At 64.2% G+C, this 23,115-nt stretch carries 19 protein-coding genes and 2 pseudogenes; 11 read left to right on the top strand and 10 right to left on the bottom strand.

Translation table 11 applies throughout. The features are described from left to right. Positions 1–23 precede the first annotated feature (23 nt). Positions 24–203, bottom strand: a pseudogene (locus AC3CCE_RS15230) (ATP-binding cassette domain-containing protein); the annotation flags it as partial. Positions 204–334: 131 nt separating this feature from the next. Here AC3CCE_RS15230 and AC3CCE_RS15225 point away from each other — a divergent pair. Genes AC3CCE_RS15225 through AC3CCE_RS15205 form a run of 5 tightly spaced genes read left to right on the top strand, consistent with a single transcriptional unit; the run spans position 335 to position 5,190 of the window. Continuing rightward, positions 335–1,570, top strand: a complete 1,236-nt coding sequence (locus AC3CCE_RS15225) for an ROK family transcriptional regulator (protein ID WP_352624069.1) — start codon at positions 335–337, stop codon at positions 1,568–1,570. 14 nt (positions 1,571–1,584) lie between these two features. After that, positions 1,585–2,664, top strand: a complete 1,080-nt coding sequence (locus AC3CCE_RS15220) for a Gfo/Idh/MocA family protein (RefSeq protein WP_352624071.1) — start codon at positions 1,585–1,587, stop codon at positions 2,662–2,664. Beyond that, positions 2,664–3,500, top strand: a complete 837-nt coding sequence (locus AC3CCE_RS15215) for a sugar phosphate isomerase/epimerase family protein (protein ID WP_352535477.1) — start codon at positions 2,664–2,666, stop codon at positions 3,498–3,500. The genes AC3CCE_RS15220 and AC3CCE_RS15215 overlap by 1 nt, the downstream gene beginning before the upstream one ends. Then, positions 3,497–4,300, top strand: coding sequence for an alpha/beta fold hydrolase (locus tag AC3CCE_RS15210; RefSeq protein ID WP_352624073.1), 804 nt, complete (start codon positions 3,497–3,499; stop codon positions 4,298–4,300). The genes AC3CCE_RS15215 and AC3CCE_RS15210 overlap by 4 nt, the downstream gene beginning before the upstream one ends. After that, positions 4,297–5,190, top strand: coding sequence for an ROK family protein (locus AC3CCE_RS15205; protein ID WP_352624075.1), 894 nt, complete (start codon positions 4,297–4,299; stop codon positions 5,188–5,190). Before AC3CCE_RS15210 ends, AC3CCE_RS15205 begins: the two co-directional genes overlap by 4 nt. Positions 5,191–5,216: 26 nt before the next feature. On the opposite strand, the gene AC3CCE_RS15200 is transcribed toward AC3CCE_RS15205, so the two are convergent. The 6 genes from AC3CCE_RS15200 to AC3CCE_RS15175 form a co-directional block, all read right to left on the bottom strand. Continuing rightward, positions 5,217–6,215, bottom strand: a complete 999-nt coding sequence (locus AC3CCE_RS15200; RefSeq protein ID WP_023668840.1) for an ABC transporter ATP-binding protein — start codon at positions 6,213–6,215, stop codon at positions 5,217–5,219. Between the two features lie 30 nt (positions 6,216–6,245). Then, entirely contained in the window at positions 6,246–7,307 is a 1,062-nt protein-coding gene (locus AC3CCE_RS15195; RefSeq protein ID WP_352624077.1) for a Gfo/Idh/MocA family protein, read from the bottom strand. 250 nt (positions 7,308–7,557) lie between these two features. Then, positions 7,558–8,397, bottom strand: a complete 840-nt coding sequence (locus tag AC3CCE_RS15190) for a carbohydrate ABC transporter permease (protein ID WP_023668842.1) — start codon at positions 8,395–8,397, stop codon at positions 7,558–7,560. Between the two features lie 227 nt (positions 8,398–8,624). Continuing rightward, a complete protein-coding gene (locus AC3CCE_RS15185; protein WP_023668843.1) occupies positions 8,625–9,554 on the bottom strand; it encodes a carbohydrate ABC transporter permease in 930 nt (309 codons plus the stop codon). A gap of 240 nt (positions 9,555–9,794) precedes the next feature. Continuing rightward, positions 9,795–11,054 carry an ABC transporter substrate-binding protein gene (locus AC3CCE_RS15180; RefSeq protein WP_023689958.1) on the bottom strand — a complete coding sequence of 420 codons (1,260 nt, stop codon included), beginning with the start codon at positions 11,052–11,054 and terminating at the stop codon, positions 9,795–9,797. A 1-nt stretch (position 11,055) separates the two neighbouring features. Next, positions 11,056–12,012 carry an N-acetylmuramic acid 6-phosphate etherase gene (locus AC3CCE_RS15175; protein ID WP_023696935.1) on the bottom strand — a complete coding sequence of 319 codons (957 nt, stop codon included), beginning with the start codon at positions 12,010–12,012 and terminating at the stop codon, positions 11,056–11,058. A 199-nt stretch (positions 12,013–12,211) separates the two neighbouring features. On the opposite strand from AC3CCE_RS15175, the gene AC3CCE_RS15170 reads away from it, so the two are divergent. The 6 genes from AC3CCE_RS15170 (at position 12,212) to AC3CCE_RS15145 (ending at position 19,318) form a co-directional block, all read left to right on the top strand. After that, entirely contained in the window at positions 12,212–13,090 is an 879-nt protein-coding gene (locus AC3CCE_RS15170) for a glucosamine kinase nucleotide-binding domain-containing protein (RefSeq protein ID WP_023703600.1), read from the top strand. Further along, a complete protein-coding gene (locus tag AC3CCE_RS15165; RefSeq protein WP_023668847.1) occupies positions 13,087–13,869 on the top strand; it encodes a GntR family transcriptional regulator in 783 nt (260 codons plus the stop codon). Before AC3CCE_RS15170 ends, AC3CCE_RS15165 begins: the two co-directional genes overlap by 4 nt. Further along, positions 13,866–14,897 (top strand): SIS domain-containing protein, encoded by a 1,032-nt coding sequence (locus tag AC3CCE_RS15160; protein WP_352624081.1) that lies wholly within the window; start codon positions 13,866–13,868, stop codon positions 14,895–14,897. Before AC3CCE_RS15165 ends, AC3CCE_RS15160 begins: the two co-directional genes overlap by 4 nt. Beyond that, entirely contained in the window at positions 14,894–16,069 is a 1,176-nt protein-coding gene (nagA, locus tag AC3CCE_RS15155) for an N-acetylglucosamine-6-phosphate deacetylase (protein ID WP_352500288.1), read from the top strand. The genes AC3CCE_RS15160 and nagA overlap by 4 nt, the downstream gene beginning before the upstream one ends. A 9-nt stretch (positions 16,070–16,078) precedes the next feature. Further along, entirely contained in the window at positions 16,079–17,191 is a 1,113-nt protein-coding gene (locus AC3CCE_RS15150; RefSeq protein ID WP_352624083.1) for an NAD(P)/FAD-dependent oxidoreductase, read from the top strand. A 72-nt stretch (positions 17,192–17,263) separates the two neighbouring features. Further along, positions 17,264–19,318 carry an ABC transporter ATP-binding protein/permease gene (locus AC3CCE_RS15145; RefSeq protein ID WP_027049251.1) on the top strand — a complete coding sequence of 685 codons (2,055 nt, stop codon included), beginning with the start codon at positions 17,264–17,266 and terminating at the stop codon, positions 19,316–19,318. 74 nt (positions 19,319–19,392) lie between these two features. Here AC3CCE_RS15145 and AC3CCE_RS15140 read toward each other — a convergent pair. The 3 genes and pseudogenes from AC3CCE_RS15140 to rpe all read right to left on the bottom strand — a co-directional run bounded on the left by AC3CCE_RS15140 (position 19,393) and on the right by rpe (position 23,044). Further along, positions 19,393–20,903: pseudogene (locus AC3CCE_RS15140) on the bottom strand (malonate--CoA ligase). A gap of 231 nt (positions 20,904–21,134) precedes the next feature. After that, positions 21,135–21,872, bottom strand: a complete 738-nt coding sequence (locus AC3CCE_RS15135; RefSeq protein ID WP_023668851.1) for a GntR family transcriptional regulator — start codon at positions 21,870–21,872, stop codon at positions 21,135–21,137. A gap of 494 nt (positions 21,873–22,366) precedes the next feature. After that, on the bottom strand, positions 22,367–23,044 hold the full coding sequence (gene rpe / locus AC3CCE_RS15130) for a ribulose-phosphate 3-epimerase (RefSeq protein ID WP_023668852.1): 678 nt from the start codon (positions 23,042–23,044) through the stop codon (positions 22,367–22,369). Positions 23,045–23,115: the final 71 nt, after the last annotated feature.

Genomic DNA, 23,115 nt, shown 5'->3' with positions numbered 1-23,115 from the left:
GCGGCCGAAGGACAGGCTTGGGGGGTGCCTGACGTCGGCTGGAAATTTCCGGCGATGGTTTTGACCAGCGTCGATTTGCCGGCACCATTGTCGCCCATCATGCCGAGAACCTCGCCCTCATTGATGTCGAGCGAGACATTGTCCAGCGCGCGAACGGCACCGAAATCCTTCACGATGTGTTCGAGACGCGCTAGAACCGGCATCGCATCCTCCCATTTGTAAGCTTCTGATACAAATCATGTTTGAAACTTGGGTCAATGGCTTGCGGATGCTGAATAATTTGGTGCAATGCACCCAACGTTGGCCTTTCAAACCGCCTAGAAATTCTATTAGTATGCCAATCAAACAAATTGTGGAGAACGACGTGCTGGTGTCGACCGATCTTCGGCCGAACGAAACGCGGGCACTTGGGGCGCTGTTTCGTGCCGGCGCGTCGAGCCGAGCGGCGCTCGCACGCGATCTCGGCCTGACCCGGTCGACCACCGGCGCCCTGGTGCTGGGGCTGACCGAAGCCGGTCTGGCGCGCGAGCGGTCGGATGGAACGGATGACGAGCAGGATAGCGAGGGTCGGGTCGGCCGTCCCGGTATCCTGGTCGAGATCGACGGCAATGGCGGCTTCTTCCTTGGCGCTTATATCGGCGTCAACTGGATAGCAGTCGTGGCTGTCGACCTTGCCGGCGCGCGGCGTGCGAGCGCCTCTAGGGCATTTGCCGGCCCCGGTAGCACGCCCGAAGCCGCGGTCGACATCATCGGGGAACTCGTCGCCGAGATCCGCTCGCAATTGCCTGCGGGTACGCGCCCCTACGGGCTCAATGTCGCCGTGCCCGGCTTCCCCGCCGCCGACGGGATTTCATACCATGCCACCATCCTTGGCTGGCACGGGGTCAATCTGGCGGAGCTTTTGCGCACTGCCTTTGGCGCGGACTTTCCAATCCTCTTGGAAAACGATGCCAATGCCGTGGCGGTGGCCGAGACATACCGGTCGCGGCCAGGAAAGGACGGCGAGGATGCTCTGGTCATCCTGATCGAGAACGGCGTTGGCGGCGGCATCATCAATGCCGGCAGGCTGCATCGCGGCCGGCTCGGCGGCGTCGGCGAAATCGGTCATCTTCGCATTGGCGACGAAGGTTTTGTCTTCGACGCGAAGCGCCCGGGGCGGCTGGAATCCTATGTCGGCAAGGATGCGTTGCTGGCTCGCTATTTGCACATAAGCGGACTGCGCGCCGGCCTGCATGAGTTTGTGGCGGCATTGGCCGATGGCGATCCGGCAGCCGTTGCCACCGCGCGCGACTGGGCGCTCTGGTTCGGTCGCGGGCTGGCGACACTTGCCTGCACCTTGCAGCCGGAGCGCATCATCCTCTCCGGCTCGGTCAATGCTGTCTATCCCTTTGTCGCCAAACAGGTGGAAGCTTTCCTCTCGGACTTCCTGGCTGAAGGTTATCCGGTTCCCACAGTCGAACTGTCGCGCGTCGGCGCCGACGGTCCGGCATTGGGCGCTGCCTGTCTGCTGCATCAGGCAGCTTTGTCGGGCGATCCGCAATTTCAACTTCGCGGCCTCGCCGCGCGCTAATCAGGAGAGATTCCATGCCTCGCAAAGACGAAAGGCGGCTGCGTGTCGGCGTGCTCGGCTGCGGTCCGATTGCCCAGGCGGCGCATTTCGAATCCTGCACCAAGGCACGCAATGCCGATCTCTATGCCATCTGCGATGTCGCCGACGATCTGCGCAACAGGATGGCCGCGACCTACGCGCCTGAAAAATCCTATGCCGACTACGGCCTGATGCTGGCCGATCCCGATCTCGATGCCGTCATCATCGCGACATCGGACATTTTTCACGTCAAGGCCGCGGAACTGGCGCTCGATGCCGGCAAGCATGTGCTTTGCGAAAAGCCGCTGGGCGTTTCGGTCGAGGAGGTCGAAGGCTTGCGGGCCACGCTCGACAAGAGCGGCAAGGTGCTTCAGGTCGGCCATATGAAGCGCTTCGATCCCGGCATCCAGGCGGCCAAGGCTTTCGTCGACGACGAAATGGGCGAGCGGCTGGCGTTCAAGGGCTGGTACTGCGACAGCACCCACCGCTACCCGATGACCGATGCGGTGCAACCGCTGATCATCACCAGCGCCAAGGCGCGCAAGCCTGCCGTCAATCCCAAGGCGGATCTGCGCCAATACTACATGCTGGCGCATGGCAGCCATCTCCTCGATACGGCGCGCCATCTGCACAGGCCGATCGAGGCGGTCGAGGCCCGGCTCACCGAGCGCTATGGCGCCTATTGCTGGTTCATCACCACCATCTTCGCCGACGGCACGATCGGCCATCTCGACCTGACGGTCGCCGTGCGCATGGACTGGCACGAAGGGTTCCAGATCTATGGCCAGAACGGCAGCGTTCTCGCGAAGACGTATAACCCCTGGTACTACAAGAGCAGCGAGGTCGACATTTTCCGCGAGGCCGATGGCAGTTGGCATCGGACGCTTGGCGCGGATGGCCACTTCTATCGCCGCCAGCTCGAAGGCTTTGCCGATGTCGTGCTGAATGGCGCGCCGATGATCGGCGCCGGCATCGAGGACGGCATCGCCTCGGTCAGGGGCATGGCGGCCATCGCCCGCTCGGCCGCTGCCGGCGGCCGCGCCGTCCGTCTGGCCGATGTCGACGGGGTGGTGTGATGCAGCTTGGGATTTTCGCCAAGACCTTCGCCACCACCGGCGCTCTGCCGGTGCTGCGCGCGGTGGCGGACGGCGGCTACACGGCGGCGCAGTTCAACATGGCGTGCCTTGGACTGCCGTCGATGCCGGACAGCATTGAGCTCGGCGCGGCCCGGTCCGTCGCTGAGGCGAGCGGTGAAACCGGGGTTTCGATCGCGGCGGTTTCGGGAACCTACAACATGATCCACCCGGATCGCTCGGTTCGGATCCAGGGACTCGCCCGGCTTGAGGTCCTGGCCGCGTCATGCGCCGATATGGGCACCCGTCTGATCACGCTGTGCACCGGCACAAGGGATGCGCAGGATCAGTGGCGCTGGCATCCCGACAATGCGAGCGAGGCAGCATGGAGCGATCTGCGGATGGACATGGAAGCGGCGATTGCGATTGCCGAGCGCTTCGACATCGAGCTTGGCATCGAACCGGAACTGGCCAATGTCGTCTCCAACGCCCGGGCCGCACGCCGCCTGCTGGACGAAATGAACAGCACGCGGCTGCGCATCGTGCTCGACCCGGCCAATCTGTTCGAAGTGGCCGACAGCGCGGAGCGCCATCGCCTGATCGACGAGGCCGTCGGCTTGCTGGCGGGTGAAATCGGCCTAGCCCATGCCAAGGACCGCCATGCCGATGGCAGTTTTGCCGCAGCCGGAAAGGGCGTGGTCGACTTCCCGCATTTCATCGGCCGCCTGAAAGCCGCTGGCTTCGACGGACCCCTGATCACGCATGGCCTGACAGAGGCCGAGGCGCCCGGCGTGGGCGCCTTTCTGCGCACCGTGCTGGAAGCGAGCGACGACACGTGAAAAAGACCTTCAGCCGAGATGGCGTCGACCTTGCCTACCGGGACGTCGGCGTCGGCCTTTCCGTCATCTTCCAGCATGGGCTGGGCGGCGACGAGACGCAGGTCGCCGACGTGTTTCCCGACCTGCCGCAGACACGGCGGGTGACGCTCGAATGCCGTGGCCAGGGTGGATCCGGCTACGGGCCGGTCGAGCGGCTTTCGATCGCGACGTTTGCCGAGGACGTCGATGCACTGGCCGACGATCTCGGCCTCGGCCCGGCCGTCGTCGGCGGCATCTCGATGGGCGCGGCGCTGGCGCTTCGCCTGGCGGTGCACAGGCCGGCGCGGGTGCGGGCGCTGGTGCTCGCCCGGCCTGCGTGGGTATCCCAGGCTGCACCGGCCAATATGAGGCCCTATGCCGTGGTCGGCGATCTCTTGATGCGGCATTCGCCCCAAGACGCAAGGCGTCTGTTCGATGACAGCGCTGTTGCCGGCGAACTGGCCAGATTGGCGCCGGACAATCTCGGCAGCCTGCAAGGCTTCTTCACTCGCCCGGACCCGGTTCTGTTCGGCAGGCTGCTTTCGGCGATCGCCGGCGATGGTCCCGGCGTGAGCGAGGCGGACATCCGCGCTATCGCGGTGCCGACTCTTGTCATCGGCCATGACCATGACCTCGTCCATCGACTGGACGACGCACAGACGCTGGCCGGACTCATTCCGTCGGCCCGGCTTTGCACCATCACAGCCAAATCGCAGGATCGCGCCGCCTACCGGCTGGAATTCCGCGCCTGTCTTTCGGAATTCCTGGAACCGCTCGCATGACCGACAAAACGACGGATGAGACCATCGCCGTGGTCGAGATCGGCGGCACGTCGGTCAAGGTTGGCTTTGCCGATCGCGGCCACCCGGTGGATTTCGCCCGCACCTACCCGACCGCGCAACTGCGCAAGGGCGCGCCTGTGGCGGGGTTGGCCGATGCGGTCACCGCAGCCTGCCGCGATGCCGGGCTCAAACCTGCACGGGTCGTTGCGACGGTGCCTGGGTTCATCGACCGCGACTTCGACACGGTGCTGCACACGGCCAACATTCCCGAACTGAACGGTATCCGGCTGGGTACGGAACTGGCATCGCGGCTCCGCGTTCCCGTGCGGCTCGAATGCGACGTCGTGCTGCAATTGCTGGGCGAAAGCGTTGCCGGCGCGGTGAAGCGGCAAAAGGAGGTGCTGGCGGTCTATCTCGGCACCGGCATCGGTGCGGCCTATCTCGGCAAGGACGGCATTTTCAGGGGCGGCGGCTGGGCGCTGGAAATCGGCCATATGCCGATCTACCGGCCTGACGAAAGCGGACCGCCAAACCGGGTCGAGACCTACGCCTCAGGGGCAACGCTTGTCGATCTCGCGACAGACTACGATATCCCGGTGGCCGATCTGTTTTCGGCGGCCGGGCAGCCGCCATCGCTGCGCGAATGGCTCGATGAGATCGTCTGGCAGCAGGCGGTGACCGTCGCAACGGCAGCAGCCCTGTTTTCCCCGCAGACGATCCTGATCGGCGGCGGTATCGTCGACATGAAGGCCTATCCCCGCAAGGCGCTCAAGCAGCGCATCGCGGAGAGCCTGCCGCATTCGCTTGTTGTAGAGCCTCTGGACATACGCTGGGCGGCCCTGGGCTGGCAGGCGGCGATCCACGGCGCGGTGCTGCTCGGTACGGTATGATCGCCGTGGTTGCTGTCGGCGAAGGATTACTTGATCGTCTTCCCGTCCGCCCCAAACCGGTATGTCTTACCCGGCTCCGGCGTTGCATACAGCGTCGCACCTGGCTCGGCGTCGTAGACACCGAAAATGCGGACCGTGATCAGCCCGGCCTTTTCGCAGTCGAGATAGAGGTTGGTGTCGGCGCCGAGATGTTCGGCATGCACCACCGTTCCCTTCCACGCGCCGGACCTTGGATCCACGGTCAGATGCTCCGGCCGCACGCCGATCGTCTTGGCCGTCTCGCCCAATCTGGCGCCGTCGATGAAATTCATCTTCGGCGAGCCGATAAAGCCGGCGACGAACTCGTTTGCCGGCGAATTGTAAAGCTCCATCGGGCCGCCGATCTGCTCGATCTGGCCGGCGTTGAGCACGACGATCTTGTCGGCCAGCGTCATGGCCTCGACCTGATCATGGGTGACGTAGATCATCGTCGCCTTCAGCCGCCGGTGCAGCTGCGCGATCTCGAGCCGCGTGTTGACGCGCAGCGCTGCATCGAGGTTCGACAAGGGCTCGTCGAAGAGAAACAGTTTTGGCTCACGCACCACGGCGCGGCCGATGGCGACGCGCTGGCGCTGGCCGCCCGACAGTTCCGCCGGCCGCCGCTCGAGATACGGTTCCAGCGACAGCATCGACGAGGCGACGCCGATGCGGCGTTCGATCTCCGGGGCGGGCGTGCCGGCCTGCTTGAGGCCGAGGCCCATATTGTTCTTCACCGTCAGATGCGGGTAGAGCGCGTACGTCTGGAACACCATGGCGATGCCGCGTTTTGCCGGGGGCGTGGCCGAGACATCGGCGCCGTCGATCACCACCCTGCCGGAGGTCGAATCCTCCAGCCCGGCGATGACCCTGAGCAAGGTTGACTTGCCGCAGCCAGATGGGCCGACGAAGACGACGAATTCGCCGTCGGTCACTTCGAGGTTGATGCCTTTCAGCACCTCGACCGGCCCGAAGGCCTTCTTCACATTCTCGATTACCAGCGAGCCCACGGCTTCGTCCTTGTTCTAGAGTTTGCCCTACTAGAGCTTAACTGGGGCGCCGCTGCGCACGCTCTCATCGGCGGCAAGGCAGACGGCGAGCGATTTCACCGCGTCGTCCAGGTGGCGGGTCAGGTCGATGTCTTCCCGGATCGCCTTCAGCACGAAGGCCTGTTCGAGGTCGCAGAGGTCCTGGTGGCCGGGTTCGCCGTCCATCGACAGCATCTCGTCCGGCCTGGCGAACTTGCCGTCCGCACCCGTCGCAGCGCTGTGCAGGCGGATGGTCGAGGTCTTGGTGTGGGTGTCGATGTCGTCCGACTTCACACCTTCCTTCATGACGATCGACACGCAGCCATTGGGCGACATCACGTCCTTCACGAAGAACGCCGTTTCCGAAATCATCGGTCCCCAGGCAGCTTCGTACCAGCCGACCGAGCCGTCGTCGAACAGCACCTGGAGATGGCCGTAATTGTACATTGTCGGCGCGATCTCCTCGGTCAGCCGCAGCCCCATGCCGCGCACCTCGACCGGCCTGGCGTCGGTGATCTGCAGCATCACGTCGAGATAGTGCACGCCGCAATCAACGATCGGCGACGTCGTCTGCATCAACTGCTTGTGCGTCTGCCAGGTCGGGCCTGACGATTGCTGGTTGAGGTTCATGCGAAACACGTAAGGGCCGCCGAGCTTGCGCGCCTCGGCGATCAGCCTGACCCAGGACGGGTGGTGGCGCAGGATGTAGCCGATCACCAATTTTCGGCCGTTGGCCTTGGCCGCGGCGACGACGCGCTTGGCGTCCGCCACCGTCGTTGCGAGCGGCTTCTCGACGAAGACGTGGCAGCCGGCCTCGAATGCCTTCACCGCATAGTCGGCATGGCTGTCGGAATAGGTGGCGATGCAGGCGACATCCGGCTTTTCATCGCGCAACGCGTCGTCGAAGGAACGACGGATGTCATAGCCCGACAGTCCTTCCGGCAATGGCACGTCGGAGCGGTTGATGAGTGCCGCGATCTCGAAGCCCGGATTAGTGTGGTAGGCCAGCGCATGGCTACGCCCCATATTACCGAGGCCTGCGACGACGACGCGAAGGGGCGATTTAGAGGTCACCTAACTACTCCAGATGTTCCAGTTGTTCCTTCTGAGAGGGTGTCACCCCACCCGGCGCTTCGCGCCGACCTCCCCATCGAGGGGAGGTAGGACGTTGGCGCGAACACCCTCACTGCCAAAGAAGCTTCTCCGAAAGTCGCCCTTTGGCGGTCGTGAATGAAGCCACGACCTTTTACCTCCCCTTGATGGGGAGGTCGGCGCGCAGCGCCGGGTGGGGTGAAGGCTCCAGCAGAGATTTGTAGGGCTCCGCTCACTTGACGGCTCCGGATGTGATGCCGCGGATCAGCTGCCGCGAGAAGATGACGTAGAGGGTCAGCACCGGCATGATCGCCAGCGAGAGTGCGGCCAGGATGGCGTTCCAGTTGGTGACGAACTGGCCGAGGAACAACTGCGCGCCGAGCGTCACCGTCTTGGTCTCTTCCGACGGCGCCAGGATCAGTGGGAACCACAGATCGTTCCAGATCGGGATCATGGTGAAGACGGCGACCGTCGCCATCGAGGGCCGCACCAGCGGCAGCACCAGCCGGAAGAAGATGGTGTATTCCGACAGGCCGTCGATCCGGCCGGCATTCTTCAGATCGTCGGACACCTGCTTCATGAATTCCGACAGGATGAAGACGGCCAGCGGCAGCCCCTGCGCGGTGTAGACCAGGATCAGCGCCGTCAGCGTGTTGACCAGCCCGCTCGCCACCATCAATTGCAGGATGGCGACGGTGCCGAGCCGGATCGGGATCATGATGCCGAGCGCGAGGTAAAGCCCCATCAGCGTGTTGCCGCGGAAGCGGTATTCCGACAGCGCGAACGCCGCCATCGCGCCGAACAGAAGCACGAAGAACAGCGAGGCGACGGTGACGACGAGGCTGTTCTGAAAATAGTGGATGAAGTCGCCCTGCCCGATCACGGTGGTATATCCGATCAGGTCGAAGGTCTTTGGCGTCGGCGGCGTCAGCGGTTCGCTGAAGATGCCGGCGCGGGACTTGAACGAATTCATGATGACCAGGATCACCGGAAACAGCGCGATCGCCGTGTAGGTCAGCAGGATCGCGTGGGCGCCGATGGTGCGGGGCAGCGAACGAGTGGCGGTGCTCATTGGAAGGTCTCCTGACGAGCCAAGGCAGGCGAGGTTGGCGCCAAGGCACCCCCCTCTGTCCTGCCGGACATCTCCCCAGCAAGGGGGGAGATCAGATGCCGCGACTGCTTTCGCCAATCGCCAACGTTGCAAGACGAGCGGCAAGGCCAGAGCTGCCAATCTCCCCCCTTGCGGGGGAGATGGCCGGCAGGCCAGAGGGGGGTGTTCAAGCTCGACATCTCGCCCCTCTAAAACTGGTAGCGACGCAGGCGCGTCTGGACGAGGAAGAGGTAGACGCAGACGCCGCCGAGGATGATCAGGAACATCATCGTGGCGATCGCCGCGCCCATATTGGGATCGCCGGTCTGCAGCTGAAAGCCGAAGAAGGCGCGGTAGAGGAAAGTGCCCAGAATATCGGTCGAATAGTTCGGGCCGGCGAGCGCCCCTTGCGCGGTGTAGATCAGGTCGAAGGCGTTGAAATTGCCGACGAAGGTCAGGATCGAGATGATGCCGATCGACGGCAGGATCAGCGGCAGCTTGATCTTCCAGAACTGCGACATGCCGGTGATGCCGTCACATTCGGCCGCCTCGATCACCTCTTCGGGGATCGACAAAAGGGCTGCATAGATCAGCATCATCGGGATGCCGACGAACTGCCACACCGAGATCAGGCTGAGCGCGGTCAGCGCATATCGCTCCTTGCCCAGCCAAGGCGTGAACAGGCTTTTCAAGCCGACCAGGTCCATCAGATGCGGCGCCACGCCCCATAACGGCGACAGGATCAGTTTCCAGGCGAAGCCGACGATGACGAAGGACAGGATGGTCGGCACGAAGATCGCGGTGCGGTAGAAGGCGGCGAATCTCAGCCTCGGGCTGGACAGCAATGCCGCTAGCATGACACCGATCGGGTTCTGCACCACCATGTGGATGATGAAGAACCAGGTATTGTTCCGCAGCGCGTTCCAGAAGCCGACCGACCAGTTGGGGTCGCCGAACAACGTACGGAAATTAGTGAAACCGACGAACACCTGATGCTGATCGACATTGCGGAACAGCGACAGCTGCAGCGTGCCGGCGAGCGGCAGGATCATGATCGCCGTATAGACCAGCAGCGCCGGCGCCAGGAAGACGCCGATATGCCAGCGGAACGGTCGTTTCGGTCGTGTTTGTGCGGCCATGAGTGCGGTCCCCGCCGAGGTTTAGCAATGCCTTCGACGGCAGCGCTGCCCCCTCACCCTTACCCTCTCCCCGTGAAGGACGGGGAGAGGGGGCGCCTGCGTTTCGGCTGATCCTTCTCCCCGTCACTATACGGGGAGAAGGTGCCGGCAGGCGGATGAGGGGCGGCGCCGTCGTTCGCAGTCGATGATGCTATCGAAAAACGCAGGGCCGTCCACTTGGGGCCCTGTCTGTCTCTGAGCTTACTTGCCCGGCTTGTACCAGCTGTCGAGGCCGTCCTGCAGCTTCTTGGCGGCAGCTTCCGGCGTGTCGGTGCCGTTGATAACGTTGGCCGATTCAACCCAGGTTTCGTTCTCGAGGTTCGGCGTGCCGCGCGACAGGATCTGGTAGGTCGAGCGGATCGTCGACTTGCACTTGTCGCGCCAGGAGACGAATTCCTGCGCCAGCGGGTCTTCCATCTTCACCGGGGTGGAATTCAGGCTGAAGAAGCCCGGCAAAGCGTTGGCGTAGATGGTGGCGAAGTCCGGCGAGGCGACCCAGGACAGGAAGGTCTTGGCCGCGTCGGCATTCTTCGACGCCGCATTCAGGCCCATGCCGATATCGGTATGGTCGGAGATGTAGCAGGTGTCGCCGGCCTTCTCGACCGGCGGCGGGAAGGCGCCCATCTTGAACTGCGCCTGGGTGTTGAACAGGCCGATCTCCCACGATCCCGCCGGGTAGATGGCGGCGCGGCCAAGCGTGAACAGGTTCTGGCTGTCCGGATAGGTCTGGGCCTCGAAGCCGTCGCCGAGATAAGGCTTCCACCTGGCCAGTTCCTCATAGGGAGCAACCCAGTCCTTGTCGGTCAGCTTCTGGTCGCCCTTGATCAGCGCTGCGCGGCCCTCTTCGCCCTTCCAGTAGTTCGGACCGATGTTCTGATAGCCCATGGTCGCGGCTTCCCAGAGATCCTTGGTGCCCATGGCCATCGGGATGTAGGTGCCGTCGGCCTTGATCTTGTCGAGCGCGGCGAAGAACTCGTCACGCGTCGTCGGCACCTTGAGGCCGAGCTTGTCGAAGGCGTCCTTGTTGTAGATGAAGCCGTGAATGACCGAGGCCATCGGCACGCAGAAGCTCGCCTTGCCGTCGTCGGTCTGCCAGGCGGCCTTGGCAACGGGCGAAAAGTTTTCCATGCCGGGCAGCGCCGACAGGTCGGCAAGGTTGCCCTTCTTGAACAGTTCGAGCGACTTGTCGAACGGGCGGCAGGTGATCAGGTCGCCAGCCGAGCCGGCGGCGAGCTTGGCGCCGAGTGCGGCGTCATACTCGGTCGGCGCCGACGGTGCGAACACCACTTTGATGCCCGGGTTCTTGGCCTCAAAAGCCGGGATCAGCTTGTCCTTCCAGATGGCAAGGTCGTCGCCGCGCCAGCTTTCGATATTGAGCGTTACGTCATCGGCGTGAGCCAACCCGGCGGTGCCGAGAATGCTGGTGCCGAGAAGCAGTGCCGTCAGTAATTTCGTTGTCATGCTAGTCTCCCTGTTGACCTTTTTCAGGTTCGGTTTTGAGAACAGGGGCCTTCGCGCCCTTGTTCCCCTCGATCGCGGAAAGGGCTGGCCGCAGCTTCTGGCCGGTCCCTTCCAGTATCTTCTCGGCCGCAACGGCGTTGGCAGCGCCGGCGGCGAGCAGAATGGCTGTCTTGACGACGCCGCCGCTCGCTTCGAGCAGCCGCACGGCGTCTTGCCGGTCGCGGCCGCTGATAGCGGCGACGATGCGAGCCGCGCGGTCGCGCAGCTTGATGTTGTCGGCGGTGAGATTGACCATGTAGCCGTCATGGACATGGCCGAGATGAATGGCGGTAAGCGTCGACAGCATGTTGAGCGCGATCTTCTGGGCAGTGCCGGCGCCCATGCGCGTCGAGCCGGCAATCACCTCCGGTGGCGTCTCGAGCAGGATGGCGACGTCGGCCAGCCTGAGCAGGGGCGTGTCCTTGTTGTTGGCAATGGCGATGGTTGCCGCGCCCCGGCTGCGCGCATCCTTCAGCGCCTGCACCGCATAGGGCGTCGAGCCGCTGGCCGAAATCGCGATCAGGCAGTCGCCCTTGCCGATGCCGGCGCCGGCAATTGCCGTCGAGGCTTCGTCGGTGTCGTCTTCCGGTCCGCCGGCCAGGGTCTTGAAAGCGTCGTCGCCACCGGCGATGAGGATGGCGATGCGTTCGCGCTTGATGCCGAAGGTGCCGGGCAACTCCAGCGCGTCGGCCAGCGCCATCAGGCCGGAGCTGCCGGCCGCAGCATAGGCGAGCTTGCCGCCGCCGTTCAGCCGCCCGGCGATGATTTCGGCTGCGGCGGCGATGGCGGGAATGGCGTCGCGCACAGCCTTGGCGGCCTCGATCTGCGCATTGACCAAAGAAGAAAGGATGGCGTCCGGGGCCTGGATGTCCAGTCCCTCGGCATTGCTGTGAAGCGCTTCGGTGCGCGGTTCGGCCATCCCTGTCCCTCCGATGGAAGAACAATACCAAAAAAATACCACTTGTCCACACGCATTAACGAAATTGCGAACTGGAAAGCGTTGAGCCGGCAAAATTCCCGGATTTTTCAACCTGATACGCCTTAATCTTTTTGAAACGGAAATTAATCCCTTGGCTATTGGTATTTTATTGGTATTATCCGCCCGGAGGAGACATCGCGTGAAATTCGTGCTCGGTATCGACGGCGGCGGCACCAGCTGCAGGGCAGCCCTTGCGACAGGCGATGGCGTTGTCGTTGGCCGTGCCAAAAGCGGCGCCGCCAACATCCGCACCGATCTCACCGGCGCTCGCACCCACATCGTCGAGGCTGCTCGTCAGGCCTTCATCGCCGCCGGGCAAGATCCGGACCTGATCCCGCAGACACCAGCCATTCTCGGCCTTGCCGGCGCCAATGTCGGCACCTACCGCCAGCAGCTTGAAGCAATCCTCCCGTTCAGCATCAGCCGCGTCGAGACGGACGCCGAGATCGCGCTCGAAGGGGCAGTCGGCTCTGGTGACGGCGCCATGGCCATCCTCGGCACCGGCACCGCCTATATGGCGCGCAAGGGCGGCACGTCGCGCGCCATCGGCGGCTGGGGCTTTCAGGTCGGTGATCAAGGCAGCGGCGCCCGGATCGGCCGCGACCTGCTGGAGCAGACGCTGCTCGCCCATGACGGCGTCCGGCCGCGCTCAGCCCTGACCGACAGCATGATGGCCATTTTCCGCAACAATCCCGAAGACGTGGTCGAGTTCACCACCAATGCCAAGCCCGGCGATTTCGGCGGCTTCGCGCCCAAGGTTTTCGAGCATGCCGAGAAGGGCGACAGCGTCGCCAACTGGATCGTGGACAAGTCGGTTGCCGATGTCGAGGCGTCGCTCCACGCGCTCGACCTCTCTGATGACGCCCCGCTCTGCCTGCTCGGCGGGCTGGCGCCGCTCTATGGGCCGCGCCTTTCTCAGCGCTACCAGGCGCTGCTGAAAGCGCCGCTCGACGATGCGCTGGGCGGCGCCGTGCAGATGGCGGCCCGCATCTTCGTCAAAGCGGAGGCGACGCGATGAGCGATGCCGCCGACCAGATCTTCGCCACGCTGAGGCAGTCGTCGCAGAGCGGCGCCCCGCTCTACCTGCAGCTCAGGAAAAGCATCGAGGACGCCGTCAATCGCGGCCTGATCGGGCCGGGCGATGCGCTGCCTTCCGAGCGCGACATCGCCACCAAGGCCGACATTTCGCGCGTCACCGTCCGCAAGGCGGTGCAGGACCTGGTCAAGGGCGGCATCCTCGTGCAGCGCCACGGCTCCGGCACCTTCGTGGCGCCGCGCATGGAGCGCGTCGAGCAGTCGCTGTCCAGGCTCACTTCATTCACCGAGGACATGGCAAGGCGCGGCATGGCGGTGCGTTCAGCCTGGCTCGACCGCGACCTCTACCCGCCCTCGCCCGACGAGATGATGGTGCTCGGCCTGTCCTCGAACGAGCTGGTGGCGCGCGTGGCGCGCCTGCGCATCGCAAACGACACGCCGCTGGCCATCGAGCGCGCCTCGTTGTCGGCCAGCGTGCTGCCGGATCCGGCCGGGATAGGCTCGTCACTCTATGCGGCGCTGCAACTGACCGGTAACCGGCCGGTGCGGGCGGTGCAGCGCATATCGGCCGCCAATCTCGGCGACGCCGATGCGCGTCTGCTCGAAGTGCCATCCGGCATTGCCGGCCTGCACATCGAACGCATTTCCTATCTCGCGAGCGGCAAGGTGATCGAGTTCACCCGCTCCATCTACCGCGGCGACGCCTATGATTTCGTCGCCGAACTGCGCCTGACAGGGCCGAGCGAAGAGGGCCGACCATGATCCCCAAGACCACCCATATGCGGCGCGAGATCGACGAAATTCCGCAAGCCGTCGCGCGTCTGCTCGATGGCTCGGCGGCGGTGCTGACCGAGGCCGGACGCGGCATTCGCGAGCGCGATCCGAGCTTCGTCGTTACCGTCGCGCGCGGTTCGTCCGACCATGCCGCCACCTTCATGAAATATGCCGTCGAACTGACCGCCGGCCTGGCCGTCGCTTCGGTCGGTCCATCGGTCGCCTCGATCTACGGCGCCAAGCTCAAGCTCGCCGGTTCGGCTTGCCTCGCCATCTCGCAATCCGGCAAAAGCCCTGATATCGTCGCCCTGGCCGAGACGGCACGAGCCGGCGGTGCGCTCACCGTCGCCATCACCAACACCGCCGATTCGCCGCTGGCGCGGGCTTCGGATTTTGCCATCGACATTCTGGCCGGCCCCGAGCGCAGCGTCGCGGCGACCAAGACATTCGTCAATTCGGCGGTCGCCGGCCTGGCGCTGATGGCGCATTGCACCGGCGACGACAGACTGCTGGCCGCCCTTGCCCGCCTGCCCGAGCATTTCAGCAAGGCGATCGCCTGCGACTGGATGGCGCTGGCCGGCGCATTGGAGACGCCGCAATCGCTGTTCATCCTAGGCCGTGGCCCGTCGGCGGCGATGGCCAACGAGGCGGCGCTGAAATTCAAGGAGACCTGCGGCATGCATGCAGAGGCCTATAGCGCCGCCGAAGTCATGCACGGCCCGCTGGCCCTGGTCGGGCCAGGCTTCCCGGTGCTGGCGCTCGCCGCCCGCGATGCCTCCGAGCCGTCCGTGGCAGAGGCTGCCGACAACCTTGCCGGCAAGGGTGCAGCCGTTTTTGTAACCTCGGACAAAGCCAAGAGCGCGGCGCGGCTGCCGCATGTCGCCACCGGTCATCCCTTGACTGACCCGCTGACGCTGATCGTCTCCTTCTACGGCTTCGTCGAAGCCTTCGCCCGCCATCGCGGCCTCGATCCGGATGTACCGCGCAATCTGCGCAAGGTGACGGAAACCGTATGAGCGACCGTTTTGCCCTGACTGGCGCCCGAATTTTCGATGGCGACGACTGGCATGACAACGCCGCCCTTGTCGTGCACGGCGATGTGGTCGAAGGCATTCATCCCGTCGGCGCCATTCCGTCGGGCGTTGCCCGCATCGACGCCGGGGGCGGCATGCTGGTGCCGGGTTTTGTCGACCTGCAGGTCAATGGCGGCGGCGGCGTCATGCTCAACGACCATCCCGATGTCGCCTCGCTGGCAACAATCTGCCGGGCGCATGCGCCGTTCGGCACGACCGCACTGCTGCCGACGCTGATCACAGATACGCCTGACATCACCGCCGCGGCCATTGCCGCCGGCACCGGGGCGGCACGGCAAAAACTGCCGGGATTTCTCGGCTTGCATCTCGAAGGGCCGCATCTCTCCGTCGCCCGCAAGGGCGCGCATGAACCGGCGCTGATCCGGCCGATGACGGATGCGGATGAAGCGGCGCTGGTCGCGGCACGCAAAAACCTGCCGGTGCTGCTGACGACGATAGCGCCTGAATCCGTCGAGCCTGCCCGCGTTGCGGCCTTGGCCAAGGCCGGTGTGATTGTCAGCCTCGGCCATTCCGACACCGGCTACGCCACGGCCAGAGCCTTTGCCGATGCCGGCGCCAGCGTGGTCACACATCTGTTCAACGCCATGAGCCAGATCGGCAACCGTGAGCCGGGGCTGGCGGGTGCGGCCATCGACATAGGCAGTCTGTCGGCCGGGATCATCGCCGACGGCATCCATGTCGATCCCGCCACCATGGCAATCGCGCTGCGCGCCAAGCAGGGGCCGGGCAGGATCGTGCTGGTCACCGACGCCATGGCGACGATCGGCACCGACATGACATCGTTCACCCTCAACGGCCGCATCATCTATCGCAAGGATGGCAGTCTGCGGCTGGCCGACGGCACGCTGGCCGGCGCCGATCTCGATATGATCTCGGCGGTTCGCTACGTCCACCGGATCGTCGGGCTGGACCTGTCGGAAGCGTTGCGCATGGCCTCGCTCTATCCGGCGCAGGCGGTCCGCCAGGCCCACCGGATCGGCCGCTTCGCCAATGGCACGGCTGCCGATATCGTCGCTCTGTCGGACGCCCTCGACGTCACCGGTGCGTGGATTGGCGGCGACAAGGTTTTTGCAGGCGCGGGAAGTTCGCGCTAAAGTCCACTTATGCATGATGTCGACTGCGTTGTCGCTGGCGCCGGTGTTGTCGGCCTCGCCATTGCCCGCGCGCTGGCGCTGTCGGGCCGCGAGGTGCTGGTGGTCGAGAAGGCCGCAGCCATCGGCACGGGCACCAGTTCGCGCAATTCGGAAGTCATCCATGCCGGGCTTCATTATACGCCGGGCAGCCTGAAGGCCCGTCTCTGCGTCAACGGCCGCGAGCGTCTCTATGCCTATTGCCGCGAGCACGACGTCGCCCATCATCGCACCGGCAAACTGATCGTTGCCGTCGAACCCGACCAGTTGGACAAACTGCAGGCGATCCAGATCAACGCGGCGCAATGCGGAGTCGGTGACCTCAAGCTTTTGACGCGCGCAGAGGCCGAAAGCCTGGAACCGGCGCTGAGCTGCGCCGGCGCGCTGCTGTCGCCGTCAACCGGCATCGTCGACAGCCAGGCGCTGATGCTGTCATTGCGTGGAGACGCGGAAGCGGCCGGCGCATCTTTCGCCTTGCTCACCGTTGTCTCAGGCGCGAGCATCGAAGCGGACGGCATCCGGATCGACACGCGCGACGCCGATGGCGAGGGTTTCACCTTGAAGACCGGCGCCTTCATCAACGCCGCCGGCCTCGACGCGCAGGCGCTCGCCGGCCGCATCGAAGGCCTCCCGCAAGACCGTGTTCCGCCGCTGTGGCTGGCGCGCGGCAATTATTTCGCGCTTTCCGGCCGCTCGCCCTTTTCGCGGCTGATCTATCCGGTGCCGGTCCATGGCGGCCTCGGCGTGCATCTGACCCTCGACATGTCGGGGAGCGCGCGCTTTGGCCCGGATGTCGAATGGATCGATCGCGTCGACTATACCGTCGATCCCGCACGAGGCGCTGCCTTCTACGACGAAATCAGGCGCTACTGGTCCGGCCTGGCGGACGGCGCCCTGCAACCGGCCTATGCCGGCGTCAGGCCGAAACTGTCCGGTCCGGGCCAGCCGCCCGCCGACTTCGTCATCCAGGGACCGGCTGACCACGGGGGCGGTCAGATCGTCAATCTGTTCGGCATCGAGAGCCCTGGCCTTACCGCCAGCCTCGCCATGGCAGAGCATGTCGTTGGGCTTTTATATCCGCAATGACGGACGTTTCCTGAAACGTCGGGCAGGCGCATACCATGAAACCTTTTGATATGGAGGTCGTTGTCGGGGCATATGTCCGAGGCAAAACCCAAATCGGAACCGACCGACGGTGTCGGAGCGCGCGATGCCACGAAGTCGCGCCGGGAAAAGCCGTCACGGCAAACGCGCGGAGATGGACCGCGCGAGGACACGCCGCGCGAGAAAAAAGCATCGACAGTGGAAGCCGCCTCCGAGCCCGTTGGCGAGGCTGCGCCGCCGCCGGATGCCGTCGAACCCGATCCCAAGCTGACGCCTGAGCAGGCCGAGCAGGCGCGCAAGAAATATCTGCTGCGGCGTTTCTGGATCAGCGGGCGCGGCTATTGGGGGAGGCATGGCGACAAGCTCGCCTGGCCTTTGACGATCGGAGTGCTGCTGCTGATCTGCATCAACATCGGTTTCCAGTATGGCATCAATGTCTGGAACCGCTCGATGTTCGATGCCCTCGAGCAGCGCAACGCCCGCACGGTCTATCTCCTCAGCGCCGTATTCGTGCCGCTGGTGATCTGCAGCGGCAGCCTTGTCGTCGCGCAGGTCTACCTGCGCATGACGATCCAGCGCCGCTGGCGTTCCTGGCTGACCACCGGGGTGGTCGCGCGCTGGCTGGCAAACGGCCGCTACTACCAGCTGAACCTCGTGGGCGGCGACCACCAGAACCCCGAGGCCCGCATGACCGAGGACCTGCGCATCGCCACCGAGTCGCCGGTCGATTTCACCGCCGGCGTCCTCAACGCGTTCCTGTCGGCCTCGACCTTTATCGTCGTGCTGTGGACCATCGGCGGCGCGCTCACCCTGCCGATCGGCGGCGAGAGCATCACCATTCCCGGCTTTCTGGTCATCACCGCGATCATCTATGCCGCCATCACCTCGACCTCGATGGTGGTCATCGGCCGCGATTTCGTCCAGCTCTCCGAGCGGAAGAACCAGGCGGAGGCCGAACTGCGCTACACGCTGACGCGCGTGCGCGAAAACGGCGAGAGCATCGCCTTGCTGGGAGGCGAGGACGAGGAGCGCAGCGGCATCGACAGAAATTTCGGCCACGTGCTGAGGCAATGGGCTCTGCTGACCGGACAGCACATGCGCACGGCGGCGGTGTCGCAGGGATCGAGCCTGTTTGCGCCGGTCGTGCCGATCCTTTTGTGCGCGCCAAAATTCCTCGAAGGCTCGATGACGCTTGGCGAGGTGATGCAGGCGGCGTCTGCCTTTGGCATCGTGCAAGGCGCGTTCGGCTGGCTGGTCGACAACTATCCGCGCCTCGCCGACTGGAACGCCTCCGCGCGGCGCATTGCCTCGCTGATGATGTCGCTCGACGGGCTCGAGCGCGCCGAGCAGAGCGATGCGCTCGGACGCATCAACCGGGGCGAAGCGGAAGACGGCGCCATCCTCAGCCTCGACAATCTTTCCGTGACACTCGACGACGGCACCTCCGTGGTCAAGGAAACCGAGGTCGTGATCGAGCCGGGCGAGCGGGTGCTGGTTTCAGGCGAATCCGGTTCAGGCAAGTCGACGCTGGTGCGGGCCGTCGCGGGCCTGTGGCCATGGGGCGGCGGCAGCGTCAATTTCCACACCGACAGGCGCCTGTTCATGCTGCCGCAACGCCCCTACATCCCTTCCGGAACGCTTCGCCGCGCGGTCGCCTATCCCGCGGCGGCGGACAAGTGGACCATCAAGCAAATCAAGGCTGCCCTCGACAAGGTGGGGCTTGGCTATCTCACCGGCAGGATCAAGGAAGAGGCGCCATGGGACCAGACGCTGTCGGGCGGCGAAAAGCAACGCCTCGCCTTCGCGCGCCTGCTGCTGCATCGCCCCGATATCGTGGTGCTGGATGAAGCGACTTCGGCGCTCGACGAGAAGAGCCAGGACACGATGATGTTGACGGTGATCCGCGAACTGCCTGACGTCACCATCATCAGCGTGGCGCATCGTGCGGAGCTCGAAGCCTTCCACAGCCGCAAGATCACCCTGGAGCGGCGGGAGGGCGGCGCCAAGCTCGTCAGCGACGTCGACCTCATCCCGCGCAAGCGCAAACGCAGCCTGCTGAACCGCGCTTTGTGGGGTTCCAGCACTCGGGTGAAAAAGCCGCGCAGGTAAAAGGCGCCACTGCCGAACCGCGAACAGAGATGTCCAGGCGAAGCGCTTGGGCAAAGACATTAGCCGGCTATGGATTAGCCGTAGAGACCCTTGTAGGTCTCGCGCAGCAGGTTCTTCTGCACCTTGCCCATCGTGTTGCGCGGCAGCTCATCGAGAAGATCACCTGCTTCGGGTGCTTGTATTTGGCCAGCTGGCCGGCAATGGCGCCAACGATCTCGGCCCCGGTGATCCGCGATGCCGGCGCCCGCACCACGACAGCGGTGACGCCTTCGCCGAAATCGGGATGGGCAATTCCGATGACGGCACTTTCCAAGACGCCGGCAACGGCGTCGATCTCGCTCTCGATCTCCTTGGGATAGATGTTGTAGCCGCCGGAGATAATGAGATCCTTGCCGCGGCCGACGATGTGGACGTAGCCGTCCGCGTCGATGATGCCGAGGTCGCCGGTGATGAAGAAGCCGTCCTTGCGAAACTCCGCCTTGGTTTTTTCCGGCATGCGCCAATAGCCGGAAAAGACATTCGGACCTTTGACCTCGATCATGCCGACTTCACCCTGGCCAAGCGCATCGCCGCTGTCAGGGTCGGCGATGCGCAGCGAAACGCCGGGCAGCGGGAAGCCGACCGTGCCGGCCCGACGCTCGCCCTCATAGGGGTTCGACGTGTTCATGTTGGTCTCGGTCATGCCGTAGCGCTCGAGAATGGCGTGGCCGGTGCGCTCGCGCCAGGCCTTGTGCGTTTCGGCGAGCAGCGGCGCCGAGCCGGAAACGAACAGGCGGATGTTCTTCGCCGCCTGGGCATCCAGCCCGTCCTGCTGCAGGAGCCTGGTATAGAAGGTCGGCACCCCCATCATCACTGTCGCGCGGGGCAAGAGCGAGACGATGCGGCCGGCGTCGAATTTCCGCTCGAACAGCATCGAGGCGCCGGCCATCAGGGTGACGTTGGTGGCGACGAACAAGCCGTGCGTATGGAAGATCGGCAACGCGTGGATCAGCACGTCATCCCCGGTGAAACGCCATTGCTCGACCAGCACGCGCGCATTGGAGGCCAGGTTTTCATGGCTGAGCATGGCGCCCTTGGAGCGTCCGGTGGTGCCGGATGTGTAAAGGATTGCGGCCAGATCGTCCGGCCCGCGCGCCACGGCGTCGAAATCCGTGGGCTGTTGTGCCGCCAGTGCGGTCAGCGAGCCCTCACCATTGCTGCCAAGCGTGACGGTGGCAGCACCCGACGCCTGCGCCAACGGCGCGATAGCGCCGGCGCGGGCCGGGTCGCAGACGACCAGCCGCGGCTCGGCATCACCAAAGAAATAGCCGAGTTCGGCCAGCGTGTAGGCGGTGTTGAGCGGCAGGAAGACCGCGCCGGCGCGCAGGCAGGCGAGGTAGAGGAAAATGCATTCGGGGCTTTTTTCGACCTGCACGGCAACGCGGTCGCCCGGCTCGACGCCAAAATGCCTCAGCGCATGTGCCAGCTGTGCCGATTGCGCCAACATGTCGCCATAGGCGATCGCGCGTCCGTCATCGGTCGCCATCAGGATGCGCTCGGAGGCTGAAATCCGGCCGCGGAACGCGTCGAACAGGTGATTGGTCATGCGCATTCCCTAGAGATGATGCCGAAAAGTGTGAAGCGGTTTTTCGGAGGACATCATGCTCTATCCCTTTGATTTAGAGCCGGATGGCCTTGGAACAAAGGAAACGATTTCGCCTCCGTCCGGCAAAAACGTGAAATCGGGTTTGCCGCCGATCAGATGAAGGCAAGCGGACTTGGATAACGGGCGATTTTGGATAGCGGGCGGATTTTGGATAGCGGACCGGAAGCGCTTCTATCTGCGGCTGCGCAGCGCCTTGGTGGCGCTCACGCGTGGATCGCCGCTGTCGTTGAAGCGCTCCATGCACATGGCTGCCGTCAGACGGTAGTGGCTGAGGAGGGCTTCAACGGCGCCATCGGCATCGCCATCCACCGTGCGCTCCGCAATCAGCCGATGTTCACTGATTTCGTCGCGCTCGCTGCCGTCCTGGGAGATCAGCCGGTAACGGGAGGCCTGATCCGAAAGCTGGTCGCAAAAGCCGGTCAGCCAATGCGAGCGGCAGCCTGCGATCAGTGCCCGATGGAAGGCGCGGTGCAGCTTTTCCCATTCCGGATTGTTCGAGGACGGATCCTCCGGCAAGCGGCGCGGGGCACGCGCCAGGCGATGCAAGGCCAGCACGAGCTGCTCTTCCCATTCGCCGGTGCGGTTGGCAATGGATTCACGCAGCGCCCGCTCTTCCAGCCAGCAGCGGGTGCGCGTCAATTCCTCGAGTTCCGGGGCACTGACCGGCATGATGAAGAAACCGCGCTGGTCGTGGCGGCCGAGCAGGCCTTCCGAAGCAAGTCGGTTGAGGGCCTCGCGAACCGGTGAGGCGCCGGCGCCGTAACGGGAAACCACCCATTCGACACGAAGCTTGCTTTCACTTTCAAACACGCCGCGCAGGAGATCGTCGCGAAGCTGTTGATAGACCGTACTAGCGAGTGTGCTCTTGGGTCCCGCGCCTTCGCTCACATCGGCAGATCCGTAGGTCAATACGACTCCTGTAGCTCTCCCATGCTCCGCTAGCCCGTTCGCGAAGCAAACGATTTCCCCTGTAAATTTACTGTAACTCCTAAGGCATCCGCCCCTCAAGCGAAAGATCACGATATTCGACTTAAAGAGGAAGGTTGACCGCATCTTATCCGCCGGAAGTAACTAAAATCGTGAAAAACTTGTTCTTCTGAAGAAAGTTTGTCTGCCAGCATGGCAGGTGCCCTCGAGAAACAGCTTCGAGATCCCGAATACGGATAATTTTTTCTTAACGCGCGTCATGCCGCCGGATTGACCTCTCCCCGCATGCAGATCCCTTCGGCAGTTATCCACTAGATTTATGGGCCAAAACTAGTGCCGGATGCCGCGATCCTGTCGCTTGCCGCGATGCCCTTGCGGCTGCCACCCGTTGACGGCTTTTTGGGAGATCGAAGGATCAGGCAGGGAGATCAGGCCGAGGAGAACCGACCAGCCGGGAACTTGCCCTGGAACTGATGTCAGCCGGCAGCCCGGTCGGCCGCGGTTCGGATGGCTTCTATATTGGCCCGGTAGGCTTCGACGCTGCCGCCCTTGAAGATGGCGGCGCCTGCCACCAGCACATCGGCGCCGGCTGATGTGACCAGGGGGGCGGTTTCCGGCGACACGCCGCCGTCGATCTCGATGCGAATCGGCCGGTTGCCGATCAGCGCTTTCACCCGCTTGACCTTGTCGACCATGGCCGGGATGAAGGCCTGGCCGCCAAAGCCCGGATTGACGGTCATGATCAGGATCAGGTCAAGCCGGTCGAGCACATATTCGATCGCACTTTCCGGCGTCGCCGGATTGAGCGATACGCCGGCCTTCTTGCCGAGACCCTTGATGGTCTGAAGCGAGCGGTCGAGATGCGGTCCGGCCTCGGCATGCACGGTCATGCCGTCGCAGCCGGCATCGGCAAAGGCGGCCAGATAAGGATCGGCCGGCGCAATCATCAAATGGCAGTCGAAAAAGGCCTTGGTGCGGTTGCGGATGGCCTTGATCACCGGCGGGCCGAAGGTGATGTTGGGCACGAAATGCCCGTCCATCACGTCGAGATGGATCCAGTCGGCGCCGGCCGCCGTCACCGCCTCGACCTCGTCGCCGAGCTTCGAGAAATCCGACGCCAGCACCGATGGCGCGATCAGGGTCTTCCTGCTCATGATGCGGCCCCTTTGGGCGCCCTGTTTGCGGGCGCGGCCTTGACGACTGCTAGAGCAATTCCAGGAAAAGT

The sequence above is a fragment of the Mesorhizobium sp. P160187 genome (assembly GCF_057766425.1).
This window is presented reverse-complemented; position numbering and strand designations above follow the sequence as displayed.

What these genes read in the sequence shown, in the direction of transcription:
- AC3CCE_RS15225 (WP_352624069.1), top strand. Translation starts at nt 335, where the DNA reads ATGCCAATCAAACAAATTGTGGAGAACGACGTGCTGGTGTCGACCGAT.
- AC3CCE_RS15220 (WP_352624071.1), top strand. Translation starts at nt 1,585, where the DNA reads ATGCCTCGCAAAGACGAAAGGCGGCTGCGTGTCGGCGTGCTCGGCTGC.
- AC3CCE_RS15215 (WP_352535477.1), top strand. Translation starts at nt 2,664, where the DNA reads ATGCAGCTTGGGATTTTCGCCAAGACCTTCGCCACCACCGGCGCTCTG.
- AC3CCE_RS15205 (WP_352624075.1), top strand. Translation starts at nt 4,297, where the DNA reads ATGACCGACAAAACGACGGATGAGACCATCGCCGTGGTCGAGATCGGC.
- AC3CCE_RS15190 (WP_023668842.1), bottom strand. Translation starts at nt 8,397, where the DNA reads ATGAGCACCGCCACTCGTTCGCTGCCCCGCACCATCGGCGCCCACGCG.
- AC3CCE_RS15185 (WP_023668843.1), bottom strand. Translation starts at nt 9,554, where the DNA reads ATGGCCGCACAAACACGACCGAAACGACCGTTCCGCTGGCATATCGGC.
- AC3CCE_RS15180 (WP_023689958.1), bottom strand. Translation starts at nt 11,054, where the DNA reads ATGACAACGAAATTACTGACGGCACTGCTTCTCGGCACCAGCATTCTC.
- AC3CCE_RS15175 (WP_023696935.1), bottom strand. Translation starts at nt 12,012, where the DNA reads ATGGCCGAACCGCGCACCGAAGCGCTTCACAGCAATGCCGAGGGACTG.
- AC3CCE_RS15165 (WP_023668847.1), top strand. Translation starts at nt 13,087, where the DNA reads ATGAGCGATGCCGCCGACCAGATCTTCGCCACGCTGAGGCAGTCGTCG.
- AC3CCE_RS15160 (WP_352624081.1), top strand. Translation starts at nt 13,866, where the DNA reads ATGATCCCCAAGACCACCCATATGCGGCGCGAGATCGACGAAATTCCG.
- nagA (WP_352500288.1), top strand. Translation starts at nt 14,894, where the DNA reads ATGAGCGACCGTTTTGCCCTGACTGGCGCCCGAATTTTCGATGGCGAC.
- AC3CCE_RS15150 (WP_352624083.1), top strand. Translation starts at nt 16,079, where the DNA reads ATGCATGATGTCGACTGCGTTGTCGCTGGCGCCGGTGTTGTCGGCCTC.
- AC3CCE_RS15145 (WP_027049251.1), top strand. Translation starts at nt 17,264, where the DNA reads ATGTCCGAGGCAAAACCCAAATCGGAACCGACCGACGGTGTCGGAGCG.
- rpe (WP_023668852.1), bottom strand. Translation starts at nt 23,044, where the DNA reads ATGAGCAGGAAGACCCTGATCGCGCCATCGGTGCTGGCGTCGGATTTC.